Origin of the sequence: Bacillus sp. V59.32b, from assembly GCF_003429085.1 — a bacterium.
In the GTDB taxonomy this organism is placed as follows: domain Bacteria; phylum Bacillota; class Bacilli; order Bacillales; family DSM-1321; genus Peribacillus.
The window spans coordinates 1-24,035 of sequence record NZ_QVTC01000076.1 but is presented as its reverse complement, the minus strand read 5'-3'; the positions used below and the strand labels follow the sequence as shown (position 1 = coordinate 24,035).

Genomic DNA, 24,035 nt, shown 5'->3' with positions numbered 1-24,035 from the left:
ATTTTATCACAGTCATCCCAACTGTCCTGCAATCAAATCTGATCCACTTACGACTTAATCTCTTTATATCCCACGAATTTCTTCTTTTGCTCGTCCCATAGGCGGAATTTAAGTGAACTCAAGCTGGTTGCCAGACTGATAGTCGGTACATTCTGCAAAGGCTGAGTGTTATTGTGAGCCGCTTCAAGCTTATAGTTAGGGACCCTCGGGCTTAAATGGTGTACGTGATGGTAACCGATATTTCCTGTGAGCCATTGCAGTAGTTTCGGAAGCTTGTAGTAGGAACTCCCTTCAACCGCTGCTTTTACATATTCCCAGTCCTTATCTTCTTCAAAATAGGCATCCTCAAAGGTGTGCTGGACGTAAAAAAGCCAGATCCCGGCAGCGCCTGAAATCCAAAAAATCGGCACTTGCACTAAAAGGAATGATTCCCATCCGAGCGTCAGTCCTAACACGACTACCAAAGCAACGATCGCGACATTTGTCAGATAAGTATTCAGCCGCTCCTTCAATCTTGCACCTTTTCTGTTAAACCTGTTTGTAATAAGGAAAACATAGATTGGACCCAAGCCAAACATGACGAACGGGTTTCGGTACAAACGATAAGCCAGTCGCATCCAAATGGACGCTTCCCTATATTCATCCACCGTCAGCACCCATATATCCCCGGTACCTCGCTTATCCAGGTTGCTGCTTGTTGCATGGTGGACAGAGTGCTCGTGCTGCCATTGGCTATACGGGAAAAGAGTTAATATGCCGGTGAACGTTCCAAGTATTCTGTTGGCCTTCCGGTTCCTAAAGAAAGAGTAGTGGCAGCAATCATGAAAAATAATGAAAATCCGCACCAGAAATCCTGCGGCAATCACTGCCAATCCAAGCGTCAGGAAATAAGAAATGGACAGGCTTTGATAAGCAAGATACCATAGCATAAAAAAAGGAACCATGGTATTAATGAGTTGCCTAACACTGTTCTTTGTATCCGATTTTTCAAATGGGGCTACATGCTTTCTTAAGCTTTTTACATTATTTTCGCTCATTTTATCTATTTCCCTTCCTCATTCATTGTTATGATTAATGATAAGTAATCGAAATAGATTTTTGAAGACATACGTGTCATGCAGCGTATATGATAAATGTCATGTTTAAGCTGTCAAACAGGCAAATTAGGCTAAATTTCTACAAAACAGACACCCGGTTCCGCCCGTTTTCTTTTGATAAGTAAAGGGCAGAATCGGCACGGTTAAGCAAAGAGCGTTTATCATCACCTTGTTCATATGTAGCGATTCCAAAACTGGCCGTAACCGTTTGAACATCCATAAACAGATGAGCTTCAATAATCGAGCGTATTCGCTCTGCCTCCTCTTCCGTATTGGTCCCGCCGGTTACAATCATGATAAACTCCTCTCCACCCCATCTTCCTAAGAAATGTTGATCCTTTTTGTGCGCACTTAATAAGGATGAAATTTTTTTCAGTACCGAATCGCCAATATCATGCCCATACTTATCATTGATCGCCTTAAAATGATCGATATCAAGCAAAATAATCGAAAAAGCTTTCCCATTACGGAATTGCTTATTTAATATTTGATCGATTTTCCGTCTATTTGGGAGACCCGTTAAATAATCAGTACTCGCCATATCCTCCAGCTCCCGATTTTTTAGAAAGACCTTAAAAAGTTCCTGGAAATAAAACATCGCAAAAATAAACACGTATTGGGAAATAAAAAAATTGAAGAGAATTCTTGTTGTATCGTCAGGATATTGAAATTGCCAATATGCAAAAAAGGTCATCACTAAATTTACTGTTTGGATGCTTAATGCATAAATTAAAGCTTGTTTCTTAGGGAGCGATATAAAAATGGCAATGAATAAAAAGGGAGCCCAAAACAAAAACGTACCTGAATCTAACACATCTTCACGAGGAATTTCAACGAATAAAATATGGCGCAGATATATAAAAAGAATGATTGGTACTAGACCCAGCGTTATAAGTTCGACCGTCCTAAGCGAACTCTTCTTTATCATTAATAACAAAAATCCGATTAAAAACCAAGATAACATAAGGTAGTCTTTTAATTTATCTTCAAAGTGTAAGGTTGAATCACTATGCCTATAGTGAAACTGATTGACTAATAGAGATAAGCTAAACAAAGGAAATACCACTAAATATATTCTTCTTTTCAGCTGTTGGAATTCTTTAAACATAAAGCAGACTCCTCTTATCCCAGGATGATTTTAGGTCTTTAGTATTATTTTTTATTCCATTATACAACAAATTGTTTATCTAATGTGTTTTTATATACAAACAAAAAACTCGTCATATTGACGAGTTCGATTTGATAGTATTCTAATTCAATCATTTTTAGTGAGTCTCATATACGTGTTCTCCGCGCAAAATCAACAAAGCGAAATTTATCAGGTCGATGCCTGGATTCCGTATATTGAAAAAGGCTCGCATTATCTAAGTATACATAATTTTTGATAACGACAACATTATGAAATCCTTCCAGATCTAAAAGAGTCCGGTCCTCATCAGAAGGTTCTTCAACAACAATCTCTTTTTTTGCGAAACTAATATTTAAGCTTAAATCATTCTCCAGATAATCATAAATAGAGTGTTCGCAAATATCTTTTGTCAAGGTCGAAACATACTTCTTATTCAGGTAATCTTTGTCTAAAATGATTTTCTTGCCGCCGATCTCCCTCGTTCTGATAACCTTCCACACCTGATCCTTGTTTGACAGTTGAAGCTGTTGCTTGATAAATTCATCGGGCTTTATTAAAGTCAGTTCGTTGACAATCGTTTGTGGTTTGTTGCCCATTTTCTCAGCCAGTTCTTTAAAACTCACGAGACCGGAAACAGGGAAATCAAACTTACTGATGTCTATCACAATGGACCCTTTTCCTCTTACCTTTTGAATATATCCGTTTTGCGAAAGCAGGTTTAACGCTTTTCTAATCGTCTCCCTTGACGTGCTGTAGCTTTCTTTTAATTCATGTTCAGACGGCAGAAGAGTGGCAGGCGGAATCTCTCCGCTCTCTATTTTTGCTACAAGGTCACTATAGATTGTTAGAAACTTGTTTGTCATAAAAAAGAATCCCCAATCATTGATTATATATTTATATCCGGAATGCTACTTACATTATAGTATAAAAAATAAATTGTTTATAAAGAAAAGGAGGGAAACACAAGCCCCCTCCTTTTTACTGATTTCTTATTTTCTCTTAAAAGAGATTTTTCCCATGTTTGTTTTAGCAAACACGATTGTCAATACGAACGGAACGACAATCGCTACAACCATAGCTACAGCAAACATTGCGATATGCTGTGACTGGATGGATAGGATTCCTGGCAGTCCGCCAACCCCAATTGAGTTAGCCATAACATTGCTTCCTACTGATACGACCGCCGCAAAGAGGGACCCGATCATGGCAGCTAAGAACGGGAAGCCATATTTCAAGTTAATACCGAACATAGCCGGTTCTGTTACCCCTAAGTAACAAGAAATGGCGGCCGGAATGGAAACCTGCTTTTCTTCTTCGTTCTTTCTATTGATATAGATCATAGCGAGCACCGCAGAGCCCTGGGCAATATTGGACAATGCAATCATTGGCCACAGATTTGTCCCGCCAAGCTCACTCATCAGCTGAAGATCAATTGCGTTGGTCATATGGTGTAAACCCGTTATAACAAGCGGCGCATATGCAAATCCAAAGATAGCTGCAAATAACCAGCCAAAAGCAGATGTTAACCCGGAATAAACAATATCAGAGATGAACTTTCCGATTTCCCAGCCGATAGGGCCAAGGATTGTGTGCGCAATTAATACTGTTGGAATTAGTGCAAAAAACGGTACAACAATCATTGAGATTGAATTTGGCACAATGTCACGAAGCTTTCGTTCTAATACAGCCAAAAGAAGTCCTGCAAAGATTGCTGGAATAACCTGCGCCTGGTAGCCGATCATATCAATCTGGGCAAAACCGAAATCCCAGAAAGGTATGTCTGCAGCTTTAGCGCCAGCAACACCATAAGCATTAAGCAACTGCGGTGATACAAGTGTGATACCGAGAACGATCCCAAGAATTTGAGATGTTCCCATTTTCTTTGTAATAGCCCATGTGATTCCGACTGGGAGGAAGTGGAATATCGCTTCACCAATCAGCCATAAGAAAGAATGGACTCCGGCCCAGAACTGGGAAATTTCGATCAGTGCCTTTGTATCATTTTCAAACATTTTAATGTCACCGATTACATTTCTGAATCCAAGAATCAGACCACCAACGACAAGCGCTGGAATTAATGGCGTAAAGATATCCGCAAGATGGCCAATCATTCTTTGCAGCCAGTTCATATTTTGCTTTGCGGCAACTTTTGCTTCTTCCTTAGAAGTGCCATCAATGTTCGCTAGTTTGACAAAATCGTTATAAAAAGATGAAACTTCATTCCCGATGATAACCTGGAATTGTCCGGCTTGTGTGAAAGTTCCTTTCACAAGAGGAATCGATTCTATCTTTTCCACATTCGCCTGATCTGGATCATTTAAAACAAAGCGCATTCTGGTTGCACAATGGGTAACAGCGGCAATGTTTTCTTTGCCACCAATGTGCTCCAGCAAGTCTTTAGAAGGATCTGTATACTTACTCATTTCTTAACCCCCTGATAAATTGGAATACCCAATTCTCTTTTATCTTCTATAATCAAACCCTTATTTATACAGGGCACTGTTTACGCTTTCAAAAATATCCCCTGTATATACAAGTTTCTGTTTACGCTTTCATTTTATCCTGTATATACATGTTTGTCAACCGAAAAAAACCTAACTTTATTAAAAATATAATATGGAATCAATGCTGTGGATGATGCCTTGTTTAAATCAAGGTATTTCAGAGTGAAACGAAGAGCCAACGATTCGTAATTCACGGATTATCCGCTGCAAATAATAGACATGGCCTTTTATTTTGATAGGATTTCCTTTAGGTACTCCGTGGAAAAGGATCAGCTGAATGACAAGCACTTCCCCCCATCCCTTATAAAAACCTTGCTATTCGGAAGATTTCCTGACATACCTCTAATCTTTATAAAAAAAACCATGTTAATTTATCTGACATGTTTGCTGAATCCTTTTAAAAAATTATTTATGATGGGAAAAATAGTGAAGGAGGTAAAAAATTTAGAGTGCCTTTATTGATTGAGCTGTCCATCATCGCCGCATTTCTCCTGCTCGGTAACAGCATTTTTTATCTGATTCAGCTTCCAGTATCGGGCAGTATAGTTGGGGAGCATTAGGATGCATGGCCATGACCGCCCCTGCAATCCTCCTCTCCTGTATACTTCCTTTCCTCCTGCTCATCATTTAAAAAAGAAAGAAGGCCTGAAAGATGGAACAGCGAAAAGAAATCCTGTTAGCCCAAAAAATAATCCAATTGGATATATTGAGAGATCAGCTGTATGAAGAGTTAATCAAAACCCTGGGATCCCGAGGACATGAGTTACTAAGAATTATGCAAAATAAATAAAAAAAGGAGTGTATCAACATGTCCATTCAACTTCGGAACGCGATTGATAAATTAAGACAATGTTATATTGATAAGCTGCTGCATGCCGGTGTTTTTAAAGAAGGGGATGCCCAGCTTTATCAGCTTACTGTTAGTGAATTGGAGAGTTTGTGCAGGAAGGTAAATATTGCAGAGGAGAAAGGTTGTTTAATACAGTAACCACCACTTTAACGAATAATGCGCCCTTAAGGACTTCACCCATACAGAAAGTGTTATGATGTTTCCCCACACTAGATCCCCTTAGCAGGGGATTCTCTTCGTTTATAATAATTTTTTCTATCATCTTTTCAGCTTCAGTTTATTAAAGAACGCTCTTTTTATTCTTATTTCTGACTCTCTTTTTTGAAGGCAATGTTGCTGAAGAATAGCCACACTTATAACAGTCCGGATGATTCTTTTGTTGGCAGCATAGTCTACCTTCTTCCAACAAATTACCTCTTTTTCCATCATATAATCAAGTAGGTCTTATTACTCATTCCTTGGGATCCATCAAATAATTTCCTCGATTTGAATAAAAATCTATAATTAAAAAATAATTATCCATTTTTGCAGATTTGTTCTAGTTTTGTTGGTATTATAGGGATAATAGATATCAAATTTTGTTTCCATTCAGATGCATTGAACTGTAAAAAGGACTGAGATAAATGACAGCAAACAATATCGGAAGTGTGATAAAAGACCTACGAATAAGCCGAAATATCAGTGCAGAAGAATTATCAGAAGATGTCTGTGTAATTGAGGCATTATTAGATATTGAAAGAAATATTGGCTCTCCCACGGTGAGTGAGTTAATAAAATTTGCAGAGAAGCTGAATGTGGAGATTACCTATTTTTTTAAAGCCTGCGAAAGTGCGAGATTTAATCATATCGAAGGCATTCAAAGTATTATTCGTAAATATATTAGAAAAAGAAACTACGAACCCATTAATGATATCGTTCAGCAAGAACTTGCGGCAGCAAAGGAAATTCCCCTTTCTTTTTATCAATTTTTGAAATGGCATGAGGCCATATGCCATTTTTACATAAACAAGGACAAAGAAGCTGCGATTGATAAATTATATGAGGCTCTTTATATCACGATGAAAGACGGCATCGTCCTTCATGGAAGAGAGGTCGAAATCCTTAATAGCATCTCCGTCATTCATCATGAAACAAAAGACTTCGAGAGTGCTTTCCTTGTATGCGAAGAGGCTTTGCAGCATTTGGATAATCTTCCGGAATTAACGGATCAAAACTTATATGTTCGCCTCCTTCATGGAGCTGCCCAAAATCTGACGGAATTGAACAAATATAAAGAATCTCTTGTATACACGCAGCACGGCATCGATCTATGTACATCAAACGATTCGATGTATTTACTCGGGGAACTATTCTTTCTAGCAGGGGAAAATCTGATCCAGCTAGATGAAAAGGAAAAAGGGCTCGAATTTATCGAGAGTTCCAAATTCATTTTTAACTTACAAGGCAATGAAAAATTTGTAAAATTAGTAGAAAGAGAAATGATAAGACTACTATAATTTAGTAAAACAGTTTATTATTAGAAAAAGGAGGGTTGATTATATGAAGAAACTTATTTTATCATTAGCAACACTTTCTGCATTGGCTGCATTCGTCATTTGTGCACCTCAAAGTCACGATACAGCAGGGCTGCCTCCGCAACATAGCATCGAATCTGAAATCAACATTGCAGGATTGCCGCCTCAGCATAGTCTTGAATTGAATGATTAAATAGAGATAGGAACCACCTGAATTTCAGGTGGCTCCTATTTTTGTTTAACAAACATTGGTTATTTCAAATTCATGTAGAACATAATTGATGAATTAATTATATACAATATTTTTCCCCAACAAGCAGGAGAGTAAAAAATGTATAGAACCTATCACCATAATTATAATAATGGCCATTATAATAAGTAAGGAAAAAGGAAACATGGCCCAGTACAAATAACTAAATATAGTTAAAAAAGCTAATATCAGTATACCGCTTATGGTAAGTTTAACTTTACTGCTTGCTTTCAAAAGGAAATTCAGAATGTTAATTATTGAGCTTAGTAAAACTGACCCAGCACTCAAAAAGAATATGCTGCTTATATTATCTTGGATAGAAGGGTAATACTCATCCCGAATTGGTAAACTAATAGAACATATAAACATAGACAAGAACAACGAAAGTATAATCCAACCCCAAAAAATGTATATTTTTATTCTTATCATATTATTCTCCGTTTTTTACATTTTCTTTATATTACCATGCTTAGAACTCCCTCAAAGAATTTATCAAATAATTAAATAATAAACAAAGGTAAAAATATAACAATACAAATCCAATAGATCCTTAATAAGCTTTTAAATACCTCTCGAACTTTATATAATAAAAGATCAGTCCATAAACTCGTTAAGTTAAAAAAATGGATTGTATTAAATTATTTAGTAAGCATGAGTTTGCCAAACGGAAATTTTATGGTAATACAAACAATGATTGCTAGACAGCAATTTTTCGTTATCTCTAGCACTTATGCTTTCAAATAACTTGCCATTCAAGTTGATCAACCATATTGTGGCATTGAGTATTCCAAAGCATAAAATGGCATTATTGCCATAATATCATTGAAGTAACATTTAAGTCTTATTTGGGACTGATTAAAATCAGTATTTTCTTCTTTTAATAACGCAGTTAGTCCTGTTAATAATGCAGCCTAATACCGGTTTAGCAAACCATTTATGCCCGTTTTCACACTCCCACTCTACAGGTGTCTGGCTATTTATGTATTCAGTAGATAGGCACTTACCGCCCCTTGATATTGCTAATTCTTTTAGTGTATCAATAGTAATATTTGAACCCATTTATTTCACCTATTAATTAGACTTTAGAATTATTATAACGCAGGTTTTTGTAAATTAAATGGAAGGAAATTGATTAATGAATGAATTATTTAGTATAGAAGTATATTTTCTTTAAAGGAATTGTTCCACAATCTGGCCCTTAACAAAAAGAAAGAGCGTAATTCTTGCTGAAGAATTGCGCCCGTTTTGTTTAATATACTTTTCTGTTGAACAGTATCGTTGTACTAAGCCATACTAGGGTATCTTGGAAGTAACATTAATACCACAAGATATTAGCATCCACGTTAAGTATTACTTTCCTAACTCATAAAAGTTATCAATTTTTCTAAATGCTTTTTTCTTACATAAAAATAAATGATTGATTGGTATTACCTCATCCTCAATTTCAGTTGCAGCTTTTTGAAAGCCTATTTGCCAAGGATTTTCTAAAAAATTCAATAGCTTATTGGCAGTAAGCCCCCCTTGAAAAACACCTTTCATTTTTGGTGGCATTATCTGTTTTATTGGCTTGCCTTTCTCAAAAATTGTTGGCAACCTTTTATAAAGTAATGTCGTGAAAACTGTATAGTCAGTAATGATTACTCTATCCAGTTCCAACTTTCTAGCTAGTTTACAAGAATATATAATCATTCTATATATTCGTCTTGGCTTCCAATCTGTTGCTAAATTACATTCCTGATTCTTGTTAAACTCGTCAATCACATGAATTAAATTAGAACTATAGAAATCACATATTCTGTTAGTTTGTTCTACATCTTCTGGTATTTTTTTATTATAAAAATCATACCTTTTTCTTTGTGTAACAGGCTGAGTTGTATGTTTACACTCACATAAAAATAAGTCATTTCCTAAAAGAAAAGCAACATCACATTGATATTCATCGTTTTCTACTTTTCGTTTAATACTTATAGCAGGAATTTGGTTATTCCTTAAATCATTAAGAATTCTATCCTCATAACAGTAACCCTTAAAATCAAGGTTCATATCTTCCTTTGTTGCCATAGACGTAAGTGCTATTACATCTTGTAGGTTACTAACAAGTGATGGGACGGTTATAACATTTTCTCCTATTTCAATAAATGGAGAGTCAAACCAATCTACTGAGCTCTTTTTAAATTTTAATTTGTTGTATATAAATCTTGCACTATCCCTGTCTATACCATGCTTAATAAACATTTTTATCCAATGATCGCGAGTCGTTATATACAACCAACTGTTTGGGATACCATTGTCAGGAAATATATTTTTATTTAAAAATTCTCTATTATAGTATCGAACTATAGCATATGCCCTTAGCCATTTTACAAGTTCAATGCCATTAACTTTATAATCCAAACTATCACTAGAAAAATACTCTAAATATTCATCGTATGATGCCTTTTCCCATTCATCTATAAAAGCATCTGGTGCTAAAGAATTAGTTAATGAAACTTGTTTTATTAATACATTCTCATCTCGGTTACTACGGATATTCGTTTGTCTATATGATTCAAACCGTTGGATTTCTATTTTCTCGTCTAAAAAACTTTTTAAGTCTTTGGGGATAATATCAGTATATTGTCCATTACATATCAATTTATAATTGCCAAACTTCCAGTCTTCTAGGGCATCAAACAGAACATTTCTTATATCTATTAAATGAAAATATTGGATTGATTTCTCAATATCAGCCCATTCTATTTCTTCTTCTATTCCACAACAATTAAATTTGTTATTTTCATAAAGGTATCCATGAAAAATGAAAGCTTGTACAACTTTACTTGCTTGTTGCAATGTATAGTCAATAGCATCAATTAACTGATTAGCAGATAATTTATCAATGCCTGTCGCCTTTCCTTTAATACTTTTCTGAATGTCTACATCTCCATAAAAGTCTTTATTTTTACCACCATTAAACCTAAGATCCTTTAATGCTCGTACATAGATTTCAAAAACTATTAAGAAAGCAAAAAGTTTATTTTCGTCTGGAACTTGTATAACTTCATTAAATTCATTTTTATTGTAATAATCGTCAAACAAGGCATTAAACGGTTTTATATCATATTCATATTTTTTAATCTCAGCCAACTCACCTTGTGTCAAATCGGTTGAATAAATTTTTCTTATTAACCGCAAATAAATCTCATATGACTTTGAATCCGGATAAGCATTTACCCCTAATCCATTCCCTTTAAAAGCAAACAATATTTCTTGCAATGTATGTTTTTTAATAAAAGCATCAATCTTATCATGTTTTTTTAAAACATCCATTAGTTCATAGAAAGCTTTACTATTCAATACCTCACCAGCCATCGTATTATTTATTTGTGATCCTATTATCTCATAGGCTTTATTGATATATCTAGACACATGTAGAAGCAAAATTGAATCAAGCTCGTAGACATCTGCTGCTGACTTTAACACTATATTGCCCAACTTCCATCCTCTCCTGTTCACACTTCTAAATCCAGATCACCTGAATTTTTCCTTCTCGTAAATTTAATTGCTTTCTTTCACATAACTAAATAAAAATAAAGACCTTTGTTGCACAGTAAGAGTCAAATATGAAAAAAGATCACTTCAAAAGTGATCGGGTTAAAATACATATTTAGTGACTAATATCGTTGTACTGCGCAGCATTACATTCTTTTGTTAACTATTCTTTGTCCAAATAGACACCTATATAGTAAATTCCTCTAATACTAGCCTTTAATTACATAAGTTTATTCTAAAATATGATCTGGCTATTTTCTTATCTGCTCTACCTTAAATAATTTACAAATAGATAACTGGACCTTTGGATTAAATCACCTTAATAAGATGGGTGCCTTTCACCACCGATATACAGCAAAAACTTTGCCAAAGGATTAAAAAAGGGGTTGTTATCTAGTTAATCTTTACTACAAATCATAACTGGCCAGTTCTCTCTGCCCCATTGACTCCGATCGATACTGGTCAGAAATTTCCTTTAGTGTTTGGGACAGTTTTGGGTATTCTATTCTTAATGCTCTCGCGTAATCCTCATATCGAAGCGCAAGTTCTTGCTCAGCCTTACCTTCTGTACCAAAGTAAGCACCTCTTTGATTAATTTTCCCTAGGTAAAATCCTCGCTTCAAGTCTTCCGAATAATGCAACTCAAAGACTTCCCGTACTGCTTCCATTGGAAAGATATCATCCTCTCCTTTTGGGGAGTACGCAAATGACTTCCCGAGTGTTTGTCTGCCTATATCTTCTCGTTTTTTAGAGTCAATTTGTTTAAGGTATTCTTCCGTATAGCTCGTTAGTTCATGTACTTTTATATTTCCATGATCATCAAGACATGGGCAAAATTCTAATTGAAATAAAATATTCCATGCTTGTCTACTAAGACTTTGCTCTGCCTCACTGCGGTCAACGGGTACTTCTTCTTGATCGGAAGCTTTGTAAGCAGAAGAGACTAATTGTGCAAGGAAGCTTGGATTTATTTGTAATTCTCTTTTCAAATATTTTGGTTGGATTCTATTAACTAATACGTTGAAATACCCCCACTCCAACGCACAAACTCGTGTATACAATGACTCATTCAATTTCTCCTCTTCATATATTTTCTTAAACGATTGAACAATATAATGTATATCGTAATGCGCAATTTGATAGTCACTGCCAGGGTTATACATAAGATGCTCTAATGCAAGGATATGCTTCTCGACATCCTCCTTAAATGCTCGATGAAGCATTTGAAAGGCATTATGAAAATTTTGATAGGTCAATAGTTTATCGAATACAAAATCCCGAGTTGTTTTTTCCTTTATTTCTCTATGGTACGTGAATGCTTTCCAATACCGTTCTATTCCTTGTTGATGGAAAGAGGATAAGTATTCCAAGAATTCATCATTCACCCTAGCCACACTTAACAGACTAACCGTTATTTCAGTATTCACCTCTATTTTCCTCAGCAAATCCTTCACTGCATGGAATCCCTTCGCTTCATAGATGGTAGACATATACGCGATAAGGACATCTATTTTCCCTGATACGATTACCTCTTCTACAAATGCTAAGTCTATCTGGTAATCATGAATATCAGCTGCCATGATCGATCCAGTCGCTCTTAATCCCATCACTGCTGTCGGATCATCAAGGTTAGAGAGAAATAAGGATAAGCTAAAATCAGGATCTTGCATCAGTCTCTTTATTGCTTGTACCCGTTCTTGCTTTAACTGTCTCTGCTGTTTTTGAAAATCATCATTAAAATCTTTATCTTTTTTATATGGCTCAGGATGTAAGTCTGTCAGTTGATCCGTTTTAAAAAGGTAAAGGTAGTCAAAACTAGCTTGTTGAAATACGATCTTGTCAAAGACCTCACGTTCGATAATGTCAACGTACTTCTCATCTAGACTCCATTCAGCATCGATAAAGTAACGATGATTATGAATTAGATCGCGAACTGTTTCTTTCAATAAGTACTTATCCTGATCAAATCCTGAATTATCAATAGCTTGTTGCACACCATGTATGACTTCTTTTTCTAAACCTAACTCAAAGAAAAAGCATTTTTCAAAAATAACGGCCCATCTCTTTAAATTTCCTGCCGCTTCACGGATAGCAAACTGCATATAGGATTTGTACGTATGTCCAATTTCACTTTGGTATTTCAATTCATACTTCTGGTTATAGTTTCTGTAGTGTGGTCTAGACATACTCATAGCAGTATGCCCTGGTGATCGATCAGGTACCAACTTAGCCAGTAGCTCCCAACCGATCGTACTAGTTTTAACAATATGATTTGTCAGCTTAATCTTTTCATTTATTGAAATATTAATATCATGGTACCAAGCAAGTAAGGCACGACTTAATGTCTCAAAAGGACTGTTTGTTATTGGATAGTTAATTTCCCGCTCGGATAACTTTGCTAAGACACGTACAGCACGTGGAACAAAGTCTTCTAAGCACAATAATTTCTCCAATCCCCATAGAACATGTGTATAATAGTTTCTTGCTCCAAACCCATCACTAGTTTGTTCGAAAAGCTGCCAAATTTGTGAGTCTTGCTTTTCCACTTCTCTTTCTAGAACGGAAAGAAATACTTCTGGAGAGGCTTCTGCAATGTCCGATAACGCTTCCGAAATAGCAAACCATTTTTTCTCGGTTGTGATGTTTTTAAACACTTCTACCAACAGATCATCTACCCACGATTGCGTAGAAAGAACGTTGAAGTTATTATCGATACCGTTCATATTAGCAATCATAATCAAGGTCCTGATTATTCCTTTTTTAATCGTATCTGAATGTTTTGGTCTTTTATTAAATATACTTGCTTGAAAATGGTCTTCTATTGGTAAATCAAATTTTGGAGGAACATCTAGTAACAGTTCTTGTACTAGTTGTCTAAACGTGTTCATATGTTCAGCTGTTATATGTTTAAATAGAATTTCCCACGCTTCTTCCACATTTGCTAGCTTGTATATTGTTGTACCAAAATTCGTGTATTTCAATAAATATGGATCTTCCCCACCAATAACAGCTGCTAGCTTAGACATATACTCCTTGTCATCCACTCCTGCAAATCGACAAACTACAGCAAGATCATCCTTTGAGTCCGTCCAGCTCCCAACCAATAAGGCAGGAATCAAAACATCCACGTCATGTGCCTGCCATTTAGGTAAACCCATTTTTCCTTTAAACACAATTCTTTTAAAAGTAGTGAAAAGCCCACTGGATTTCTCAATAATCTCATTCGCTCTCCGTACATCGTTTATTTCTTCCTGCAACTGCTCCCGCATGTTCCGGATTATCCTTTTTTTCAACTCTATTGGAGACCTATTCCCCACATAATCCTCTTCGCTATATGCGATGATATTCGTATTATTGGGGATAATATCGACTTCTGCTGCACTAAAATTAGGAATGAGAATCTTGCCCTGACATTTGACTTTAAGCGCATTCCAATTATCGATAGAATCAATTATATATGTTTGTTGGGCACGCTGTTTTTCTACATATTTTAAAATGTATAATATATATAATACAACTTCTTCACGCGTCTTTCCTTTCACATAGATAACATCCTGTGACAGTTGTTCCAAGAAGGACTCTTCAAAACTTTTTTCTTTATAATTGAAAAACTTTAAACTAATAGCTGGTTCAGTCTTATCCCTTAATGACTGTTCCATCTCATCGATCGTTTTGTACAAGTGCCCGTAAGACTTCATGAACTGAAGGAGTTCATTTAATTTGTTTTCAGTACCACCACTAGAATAGACAGAATAGAATTCCGATTCCAATATGACCTGGTTTTTAAAAGCCTCATAGGTATTCCTGATTTCATTTTGCATGGTTGTTGTGAAGGTTGGCACATCATCCATTTCTATTTCCATGATGGTGATTATGTCTTCAATTAATTGTTCCCAATAAACTTCTTTGTTAAATCGATTATCTTGATAGTCTTCCATTACAGCCTTTTCCCGTTTGTAATCCAGTTCTTCTATCTCTTTTCGGTCATCTGCACTTTTGTTTGCAATTTTCCATTGAGCAAATAGTTTATCCGTGCCGGTTAGTTGCTTTTCTGTCACATGAAAGACTGCCAGTTTAGCCAAAAGAACATCAACAAATCGACAACGTTCCTGTACTTTCATCGCAGCTTGTTCTTTGTCATTCTTCGCTAATTGAAGTAATTTTTTTATTTGTTCCGGTAAAGTTTTGCCTAACAAGGTTGCTGCAGTAGAGGCAGTTGCTCCTATCACTGGAAATGCAGCTAAACTAGTAGCTGTTATTGTAACAGCAGCCAACATGGCAACTCTATCAATCGTTGGTGTCTTTCCATTCACATAGGCAATGGTTTGCTTTAAATTTGGATTGGTTGGTTGCTTTTCACTCAAAGCTAGTGGCCTCCTTAAAGATTTTATAGTTTGCTATAACTATGTTAAAAACCGCAACCTCGGTGTGCTTCGTTATACAATAAATTTCCGTCTTTTGTAGCGGAATTTCTGTAGGAGCTGCACTTCTTTTTGGAGGAATTGCTTGTATCACTAATAACATCTTCGGCAATCTTTGACCAATCATTAGGTTTTGGTTTGCATAAAAATGCTCACTATTACCTGTTGGTTTTGTGTCGCGGTTAATCTTGCTTTCAATGAAATCGAAAAATTCATCTCTACTTATATAATTTAGGTCTAGAGTCCTTCTTGCAACAACAATCCATAAACAGTTAAACCTATGCTTAATATAATAAGTATTATGGACAAGCCAATTAATACTAAAAACAAACTTTTTACCACCTTTCTATTATCAGTATCCTAACCTAGTATATTTGTAATTCTAACATATTATTAATTCCTTTAAATGATGAGAAATTAATAGAAAGGTTGAAACAAGCCCTCCATTTTGGAGAGCTTTATAATAACTTTACGTTTTGTGATAAGTTCAAAAAATCATTGTCCACGGTATTGTAAGCTAGCAGGTGCCACTTTTTAAAGGACATATATGTTGTAGAATAAATGGTAAAGTTCCTTTCCTCTCAGAAGATTTGTAATCTAGTCTGAATGCATTCTATAAAGACTAAAAGGAACAATTTAAAAGGCACTTGATCAATATGGAAAGGAGCCTGATTGTGGTAGAAATAAAAATAATTTATAGGAGAATTCTCAATAGAAATACTCCTCTTTAGGTTTCAGATAACGTAGCATATTCACATTTTCAAAGATACAATGAAAAAAGGAAAAATTCCTCCTTTTGTCGAATTATATTAATTGGTTATAATCCAATACTCTAAAAAGGAGGAATATATATGGATAATATAAAAAATCACATTAGACAAGTTTTTAAAAATCAGCAGAAGAAAGGTCCATTGACGGTATCAAAGTCTCACCGCCACCTCCTCCGAATCCTAGAAAATGATAAAAGGCTTTTCAGAGTGAATAATGTTAGGAAGGAGTATTTATTTTGTCCAAAAAACAACCTCATTCTAAACCTTCAATTAAAAAAACTGGGTCACCATCGTCTATAAATCCAGGAGGGAAAATTAACGGTTCAGTAGATGGTAGAAAGGTTTCACCACCACCTAAAAAAGGATAAGAGTATTAGCTATGTTCAGGAATGGTTTTGGCTCTTGGATTCTTATGGTTTATTTCCTTTATAACCATTCCTGATTTAATATCAACATATGCTCTCTTTACATCGTAGTCATAATCATTGTTTATCGAATCAATCCACTGTTGTATATCTTCTAAAACAAGACCTTTATCAACCTCTAATGGTCTTGAAACTTTGGTCATAGACCCTGCAATAAATTCTTCTGGTTTGTCAATTTTATAAACAATCAAGACTGCCTCCTTCATATCATGGTCATTCTCTTCATTATCTTCAAGTTCTTTGTTAATTTTAATGAAAAATTCTTCCCAAACTGAAGAACTAGAAGACAATGGTCCAATTTTCCTCGTTTTTCTTACTTCATTTATTCTATTTCTTAAAATTTCATGTCCCCATAAACTCCACAACCAGCATATAAAATAACTTACTAAAAAGCTAACTAATAAAAATAATACTAGATATCTAATATCTGAAGTGGCTTTGTTTAAAGACTCCACTGTCCATACTTGATCTACCGATAAAATTTCTATTTTAATAAAGGCACTCCAAGTATTTAGTACTAATAATGAAATAAAACTTACAGGTAACCACAATAACGCTGCTATTCCTGACAATTCTGGTGCAGTGTGCTTAACTGTTGGGTTAAGTCCAAAGACTTGTAGCCAAAAATAAGCCATTAACCCAGGTAAAATAAATACCAATGTAGTCAGAAATTCTGCCATGATTTCACCTCTTTAAAAATTCTCCATTCTCTCTTTCAACCCTTTTTAAATAGAAAACACTTCTTTCAATATTGTTTACTCTCCCCAAGATGCATAATTAGAGCGCTATCCACCCATTGGATAGCGCCTGATTGTTGAAGCACTTCCATCTATATATGACTAATATATTCTATCATTGAGAATCGTCAATATAGGCTCATTACATTTTTCTCTACTATAGAAATACTCATCATTTTTAATAGGTCCTAAGATTTTAGGTTGTTTTGTTTCGTCTTTTTCAGTTGCAATCACAAGGGTTGCAGCAAAATTCCCTTCCTCTACTGTTGTCTCATGAAATATTCCTTTTTCGACTATATAGAAATCTCCTTTATTATGTACCGTACTACTTTTAAGACTACATGTTAATAATACTTCGGTTGGAATTAGTAATGATCCACCATTATTATATTCAGCTTCAAATGCCCTATATTTATGACCATTATCAGTTCCTAATTCATAAATATGATTGGTAACAGTACCGGTCAAGATAAAACTATTCACATTAAATATATGATCATGAATTGGCATATGGGGTAACTGAGTACTTCTAAATCCATCTAACCAAACATGTAATCTTAAATCACCTATATTAGGGATATTACATAGTTTAGAATGAACAAACCCTAATGGGTGCCAATTAAAAATGATATGATCACTATTTTGATTTATATATTTTTTAAAGTCATTTACTATTTGATCGGGTGATTCTTTTTTTAATAGTTTATTTGTTAGAAGTTTTAATTCAGTATCCATATGGATTTTCTCCTTTTTTTACCAATTCAGCTATATCATTAAAATCAGCATCATCAAGTATACTTATATCCAATCCCAGAGAAATGATAAATTTCCTTATTTTTTCTCCGTTTAATTCATTAAAGGGGATACCTTCTACATTTACATTAAGAATTTGGCTTTGACTTAAACTTAACCTTAAATCCTCAAGATAAGATTTAAAAAAGAATGTTTCTTTTTCACACATTAGAGCTGGTTCACTAGTATCTTCTTTGGTTATTACAAGTAGCTTGGTTGATAAGTCTATCCTAAACATTGAATAATGGTTTATAAGGCCTATGGTTAAATCTAACAACGGCTGCTCTCTTTTCCAAGAGTATGCAGATACCACTGTTGCAAAAATTTCCATTTTTATTTTTTTTAAATCCCAATTTTTTTTAATACCGGACCTAACTCTATTTCTATAGTTCACATAATTTGAACAGACAGTATCATTATCAGGGTTAATCAATATTAACACTATTTTTTTTGAGAAGTTTGAGAATCTCGCATCAGTAGCCAATTTAGGGATGGTTTTTGACCTTGTGAATCTTCCAGTTCCACCTGCGAACCAATATTCATCCGTATCTCTTGCTTTCTCTAAATAGCCTTTAATTTCTTTCGGTTCAATTATATCCATTTGTGATTCTTTCACTACCCGAGGAGTAAGCCAAAATGCAAGAGAAGCTATAATTACAGTACTAACTCCGGTTGATAGTAAGGCATCTAGGATAGTATTAAAGATAATGACGTATTCTTGGTTTAAATATAGGGAAATTTTAGGCATTAACATTAGCCTTATTAATAATAAAAGTATAAATAAAACTCCTGTTATGATGAAAAAAATTTTTCTTGCATATTTTGATAAAAATATTTGTTCCATAAACCCTCCTAAGAAAACTATTTATTTTTACATAATCTTCTAGCAATGTAATTTGAAAATTTATGTATATTGTACCATTAAATAGAAAACAATCTTCCGAAATCTGACCCGATAGCAGGACAAAAAAAATCCTGCACATCAACACAGGGTTTTTGATACATTTTTTCCAAATTATCAATTTTTATTATAATCGATCAGACTTTTTTAAGGACATAATTTCAAAGACAAGAGGGAGTACAACGTTTCTCCCCTTCTTCTTCAACTAAAGGGGGCGTTAGCTAAATAATAAAGGACATAACATATTAGTCATATGAAATATGTTATGTCCTTTGGTCTATTTACTTTTTTAAAATTTAGGCCTTGATAAAACATTGGAAAATTTATGCTTCATGTCACAACTACTAATGATTATGGAAATGATTTTACCAGAGCTGATTTGAAAAATAATTAAATAAAAGCATGGCGCTAACGCCATGCTTTTTTCCCCTGTAGAGTCAGTTCTCGACTCTAATGTAATCGACAAGTACGACTTTATTGCTTAGGCTACATTTTATTGTTTAGTTACCTACTTTCTTGTTCATAAGCAAGAAACTGCCAAGCGTATCATTATCGATTTTTGATAAGTTATAAACCATAAAATTGAAGTATATTATTGCCTAAAGTTTATTGAAGCATTTCTTTGCCAATCTGGCAAAATTATGGTTCAAGTCACAGAAAAACAAAAAACCACCAAACAACTATGTATGGTGGAGACGGTGGGAGTCGAACCCACGTCCAGACATAACGGCACTTAAGCTTCTACGAGTGTAGTCGATATATTCGCATTTCGCGAACTCATTAGCCTATCGACAGGCGGCAGAGCAGCTAGTCTGGTTGTTCTCTTCCTTCATCCTCAGACGGTGGAATCCGGCGTAGCCCACTTAGAGTGAGTCCCTTACCCTACCACATGGGCAATGGAGGGAGGAACCGCAATCAACTGTTATTAAGCAGCGAAAGCGAGGTTGTTGTTTTGTTTGCCAGTTATAGGCGTTGACGTTTTAACGAGGCCGATCCCCTCGACTCGCAACTTAAGCTCGAACTATCCCTGTCGAATCCGTAACGTCCCCATGATAAAAATGGAGCGTACGAGAACGAATAGTCAGCTATATTGCTGATATTCAGTTGTCATCGGTACATTACTTATTATAGCATATTTGCAGTAAAATTCAATTGTAAGGTCCTGTAAAACCCTACATCTTCTGGCTATCGCGGAAGGCACGCTCGATATCGCGTTTCGCTTCCTTCTGCTTCAGGTCCTCACGTTTATCGTATTGTTTTTTACCTCTGCCAAGCCCGATTAACACCTTGGCGAAGCCATTTTTCAAATAAACCTTCAAAGGGACGATCGTGTATCCCTGCTCTTTTGTCTCGCCAATCAGCTTATTGATCTGTTTGCGGTGCAGTAAAAGCTTACGGGTACGAAGAGGTTCATGGTTATAACGATTACCCTGTTCATAAGGGCTGATATGCATGTTGTGAAGGTACACTTCACCTCTTTCAATCTTGGCAAAGGAATCCCTCATTTGGACTTTGCCGGCACGAATGGACTTGATCTCTGTTCCCTGCAGCACGATCCCGGATTCAAAGGTTTCTTCAATAAAATAATCATGATTCGCTTTTTTGTTTTGTGCGACCTGTTTTCCTTCTCCTTTTGGCATCTCTACTCTCCCCTTACCGCAGAATTGTATCAAATAGATTGCTGAAAGAGAGCCTGCAAAAGAGGCCCTCATTCCCAGAACTATCTTTTTCTCGGTTTCTTTTTATTACGCTTGGCAGAAGGTGCGTTTTCATAAAACTTCTTCTTTTTCCTCGGTTTTCTATCTGAAGAAGAAGTTGAACCTTCTCCGGAACTGCTCCGGCCTCTGCCTCCACCGCTATCACCTTTGCGGCGGGTCCGATTACTCGGTGCTGCTTTAAAGATTCGTTTTTCGCCCGTTTCACGGCTGCGTGTATTTTTCATGCCAATGATTTCAAAATCCACGGCGCGCTCGTCTTTATTAACGTTTGCAACCCGGATAGAGATTTCATCACCAATACGGAAAACCTTTGCCGTACGTTCCCCAATCATCGCCAGCTGGCGCTCGTCAAAGCGATAATAATCGTCCGACATCGCACTGACATGAACAAGGCCCTCAATTGTGTTCGGTAGTTCGACAAACATCCCGAAGTTCGTGACAGAGCTGATAATCCCGGCGTACTCCTCACCGATCTTATCAAGCATGTATTCCGCCTTTTTCAAATCATCCGTTTCACGCTCAGCATCTACCGCCCGGCGTTCTCTTTTTGATGTGTGATCAGCGATTTCCCGCATGCGCGCATTCCATTTTTCACGTGTTGTTTGATCCAGCTTGCCTTCTATTAGGTATGTCCTGATCAAACGGTGTACAATTAAGTCCGGATAGCGGCGGATTGGCGACGTGAAGTGTGTATAATAGTCTGTCGATAATCCAAAATGCCCTAGACTTTCAGGGTCATATTTTGCCTGCTGCATCGAGCGGAGCATGACAGTGGAAATAACCATTTCCTCTGGCTTGCCTTCTACCGCTTCAACAATTTCCTGAAGTGCCCGCGGATGTATAGAATTAGCTTTTCCCCTCACGATATAGCCAAAGTTCGTAATGAACTCGAAGAAACGCTGCAGTTTTTCTTCTTTCGGATCTTCGTGGATCCTATAAAGGAACGGGACATCCATCCAATGAAAATGTTCGGCAACCGTTTCGTTGGCAGCAAGCATGAACTCTTCAATCAGACGTTCAGCAACAGATCGTTCCCTTAAAACGACTTCAGTTGGATGGCCATCTTCATCAACTAAAAGTTTAGCTTCTTTAAAGTCAAAGTCAATCGCTCCTCGGTTCATCCGTTTATTCCGAAGGATCTCCGCAAGCTTCTCCATTTCTACAAACATGGGAATCAATGGTTCGTAACGCTGGTGAAGTTCTTCATCCTTATCAACAAGGATTTTATTCACATCGCTATAAGTCATCCGTTCCGTCGTCTTGATAACACTCTGGAAAATTTCATGTTTCACGACTTCACCCTGTGCGTTAATTTCCATTTCACAAGAAAGGGTAAAACGGTTTACTTTTGGGTTCAATGAGCAAATTCCATTCGAAAGACGGTGCGGGATCATCGGAATAACCCGGTCAATGAGATAAACACTAGTTCCACGCTCAAAAGCTTCCTCGTCGATGGCCGAGTTTTCTGTCACATAATGGCTAACATCCGCTATATGGACACCAAGCTTGTAGTTGCCATTTTCAAGTCTTGTTACTGTTACGGCATCGTCCAGATCTTTCGCATCCGCTCCGTCAATTGTAACGATTGTTTGATCGCGAAGGTCTCTCCGGTCCGTAATTTGGCTTTCATCGATGGTATCAGGCGTATCATTTGCCTGTTGTAATACATCATCCGGAAACTCCATCGGCAGACCATGCTTATGAATAACAGAAAGAATATCAACACCGGGATCATTTTTATGCCCGAGAATTTCAATGACCTCTCCCTCAGCGCTCACCCGTCCTTCCGGGTATGATGTAAGCCGGACAACTACTTTATGTCCCTCCACCGCTCCTTGTGACACTTCTTTCGGAATAAAGATATCATTGGCGATTTTCTTATCATCCGCTATGACAAAACCGAAGTTCTTGCTTTCCACATATGTACCGACTACCTCAGTCACTCCGTGTTCCACAATCTTTTCTACTGTTCCTTCTCTTCTTGAACCTGAACTTTCTGAAGATACCCTGACTAACACGATATCACCGTGCATCGCATTCTTCGTTTCGGTCGGCGGGATAAAGATGTCATCCGCGCCTGGTTCATCCTCAGGTGTTACAAATGCGAAACCCTTTGCATGACCCGTCAGCTTACCGCGAATCAGATTCATTTTCTGCGGCAGACCGTAGCGATTGCTTCTGGTCCTGACAACGAGACCTTTTTCCTCCATTTTCACGAGCGCTTTAACAAATTCCTTGAAATCAATAGAATCTTCTATTCCTAGCGCTTCTTCAAGCTCCTGGACTGTTAATGGCTTGTAAGCTTCCTCCTTCATATAAGAAAGGAGCCTATCCATATGATTTTGGATATTTTCTTCCATTGTTTAACCCTCCTTAACGGGTAAATGTGAGTGTGTATAGATAATGAAGGAGAAAGCTTGCTTTAGAAAAATTACTCAGCCCAATCCAGACTTTCTAAAAACTGATAAACATCTTCATTAAGTTGCTCTCGTTCTTTATCTAAAGTAATGACATGTCCGGATTCTTCATACCATTTTAAATCCTTTATGTCTGATTCCACTCCATTATAAATGATATTGGCGCTGTCTGTATTGATCATCCGATCGAGCCTGGCCTGAGCGATGAATACCGGGGCATAAATATGATCCACATGCTCGCGGACATCGGAAATCAGCTCCTGCAGTCCTTTTAACGTATCCATCGGCTCGAAAAGCTCCATTTCCTTCTCGATTTGTTCAGGAGTTTTTTCTTCACGCTTTTTAAATTCCCTGGCGTACTTCAAAACTCCTTTATACATCGTTTCTTCGCTTTTGAAATACATTGGCGCACACATTGGTACGATACCCTTTATAGGAACAGTGTAACCTAATTTAAGGGAAAATACGCCTCCTAGCGAGAGTCCGGCAACTGCAATTTCATCATGACCCTGATTCCTTAGAAAATCATAGCCCATCATGACGTCCTTCCACCAATCACTTGGCCCTGTCTTAACCAGTTCCTCCGGCGGTACCCCATGACCCTTGAAATGCGGCGCATGACATGTATAGCCCCTCTTCTCCAAATAACGGCCGAGTATCCGTACGTCAGAGGAATTGCCTGTGAATCCGTGCAAAAGCAAAACCGCCCGTTTGCCCCCCTCGAAGGTAAAAGGCTGCGGCAGATTTATTTTCATAGTAAAAACCCCTTTTTCTGCTTCTTGTTGAAAATTTATTCAATCGATTGAGTAGTAAACGGCAATAAACATATTTTATCCGCGAAGTTCTGTTTAAAACCTATACCTTGATCACCCTTTTATTAAAGCAAACTCTTGCGGTGGATTCCATTTGTTAGCTTATAATTAGGCTCTGTTAAATTCCATTGTTGATTTTCAAATGGTCATGGAATCTACTCGCTTTC

General features: G+C 36.6%; 16 protein-coding genes and 1 other RNA gene. 4 read left to right on the top strand and 13 right to left on the bottom strand.

Annotation, left to right across the window (positions count from 1 at the left end; genetic code table 11):
* Positions 1–47 precede the first annotated feature (47 nt).
* The 4 genes from desA to treP all read right to left on the bottom strand — a co-directional run bounded on the left by desA (position 48) and on the right by treP (position 4,649).
* Positions 48–1,037, bottom strand: coding sequence for a Delta(5) desaturase DesA (gene desA / locus D0463_RS16080; protein ID WP_117308392.1), 990 nt, complete (start codon positions 1,035–1,037; stop codon positions 48–50).
* Positions 1,038–1,176: 139 nt separating this feature from the next.
* The gene (locus D0463_RS16075) at positions 1,177–2,205 is read right to left on the bottom strand and encodes a GGDEF domain-containing protein (protein ID WP_117308391.1); all 1,029 of its coding nucleotides are present in this window, start codon (positions 2,203–2,205) and stop codon (positions 1,177–1,179) included.
* Between the two features lie 167 nt (positions 2,206–2,372).
* Positions 2,373–3,089 (bottom strand): trehalose operon repressor, encoded by a 717-nt coding sequence (treR, locus tag D0463_RS16070; protein WP_117308390.1) that lies wholly within the window; start codon positions 3,087–3,089, stop codon positions 2,373–2,375.
* 126 nt (positions 3,090–3,215) lie between these two features.
* Positions 3,216–4,649: a PTS system trehalose-specific EIIBC component gene (gene treP / locus D0463_RS16065; RefSeq protein ID WP_117308389.1), complete on the bottom strand. Its 1,434-nt coding sequence runs from the start codon at positions 4,647–4,649 to the stop codon at positions 3,216–3,218.
* Positions 4,650–5,538: 889 nt separating this feature from the next.
* Between treP and D0463_RS16060 the strand changes: the two genes are divergently transcribed.
* From D0463_RS16060 to D0463_RS19495, 3 genes are all read left to right on the top strand, one after another.
* Positions 5,539–5,718, top strand: a complete 180-nt coding sequence (locus tag D0463_RS16060) for a Fur-regulated basic protein FbpA (RefSeq protein WP_117308388.1) — start codon at positions 5,539–5,541, stop codon at positions 5,716–5,718.
* Between the two features lie 485 nt (positions 5,719–6,203).
* Positions 6,204–7,076 (top strand): helix-turn-helix domain-containing protein, encoded by an 873-nt coding sequence (locus D0463_RS16055; protein ID WP_117308387.1) that lies wholly within the window; start codon positions 6,204–6,206, stop codon positions 7,074–7,076.
* Between the two features lie 43 nt (positions 7,077–7,119).
* Positions 7,120–7,287, top strand: a complete 168-nt coding sequence (locus D0463_RS19495; RefSeq protein WP_160118457.1) for a hypothetical protein — start codon at positions 7,120–7,122, stop codon at positions 7,285–7,287.
* A gap of 1,407 nt (positions 7,288–8,694) precedes the next feature.
* Here D0463_RS19495 and D0463_RS16045 read toward each other — a convergent pair.
* Together D0463_RS16045 and D0463_RS16040 are read right to left on the bottom strand one after the other, a co-directional pair.
* On the bottom strand, positions 8,695–10,818 hold the full coding sequence (locus D0463_RS16045) for a hypothetical protein (RefSeq protein ID WP_254052835.1): 2,124 nt from the start codon (positions 10,816–10,818) through the stop codon (positions 8,695–8,697).
* Positions 10,819–11,282: 464 nt separating this feature from the next.
* Complete coding sequence (locus tag D0463_RS16040; RefSeq protein ID WP_117308385.1) at positions 11,283–15,239, bottom strand: hypothetical protein; 3,957 nt, start codon at positions 15,237–15,239, stop codon at positions 11,283–11,285.
* A 1,063-nt stretch (positions 15,240–16,302) separates the two neighbouring features.
* Here D0463_RS16040 and D0463_RS20160 point away from each other — a divergent pair.
* Complete coding sequence (locus D0463_RS20160) at positions 16,303–16,434, top strand: hypothetical protein (RefSeq protein ID WP_301950654.1); 132 nt, start codon at positions 16,303–16,305, stop codon at positions 16,432–16,434.
* A gap of 5 nt (positions 16,435–16,439) precedes the next feature.
* On the opposite strand, the gene D0463_RS16030 is transcribed toward D0463_RS20160, so the two are convergent.
* The 7 genes from D0463_RS16030 to D0463_RS16000 form a co-directional block, all read right to left on the bottom strand.
* On the bottom strand, positions 16,440–17,171 hold the full coding sequence (locus D0463_RS16030; RefSeq protein ID WP_117308383.1) for a hypothetical protein: 732 nt from the start codon (positions 17,169–17,171) through the stop codon (positions 16,440–16,442).
* A gap of 159 nt (positions 17,172–17,330) precedes the next feature.
* The gene (locus tag D0463_RS16025) at positions 17,331–17,963 is read right to left on the bottom strand and encodes a hypothetical protein (RefSeq protein WP_117308382.1); all 633 of its coding nucleotides are present in this window, start codon (positions 17,961–17,963) and stop codon (positions 17,331–17,333) included.
* Positions 17,953–18,864, bottom strand: coding sequence for a hypothetical protein (locus tag D0463_RS16020; protein WP_117308381.1), 912 nt, complete (start codon positions 18,862–18,864; stop codon positions 17,953–17,955). The genes D0463_RS16025 and D0463_RS16020 overlap by 11 nt, the downstream gene beginning before the upstream one ends.
* Before the next feature lie 744 nt (positions 18,865–19,608).
* Positions 19,609–19,970: a transfer-messenger RNA gene (gene ssrA, locus D0463_RS16015) on the bottom strand.
* Between the two features lie 123 nt (positions 19,971–20,093).
* Entirely contained in the window at positions 20,094–20,561 is a 468-nt protein-coding gene (gene smpB, locus D0463_RS16010; protein ID WP_117308380.1) for an SsrA-binding protein SmpB, read from the bottom strand.
* A gap of 80 nt (positions 20,562–20,641) precedes the next feature.
* Positions 20,642–22,999 (bottom strand): ribonuclease R, encoded by a 2,358-nt coding sequence (gene rnr, locus D0463_RS16005; protein ID WP_117308379.1) that lies wholly within the window; start codon positions 22,997–22,999, stop codon positions 20,642–20,644.
* A 71-nt stretch (positions 23,000–23,070) separates the two neighbouring features.
* Positions 23,071–23,811: an alpha/beta hydrolase gene (locus tag D0463_RS16000; protein ID WP_117308378.1), complete on the bottom strand. Its 741-nt coding sequence runs from the start codon at positions 23,809–23,811 to the stop codon at positions 23,071–23,073.
* Between the last annotated feature and the right edge of the window lie 224 nt (positions 23,812–24,035).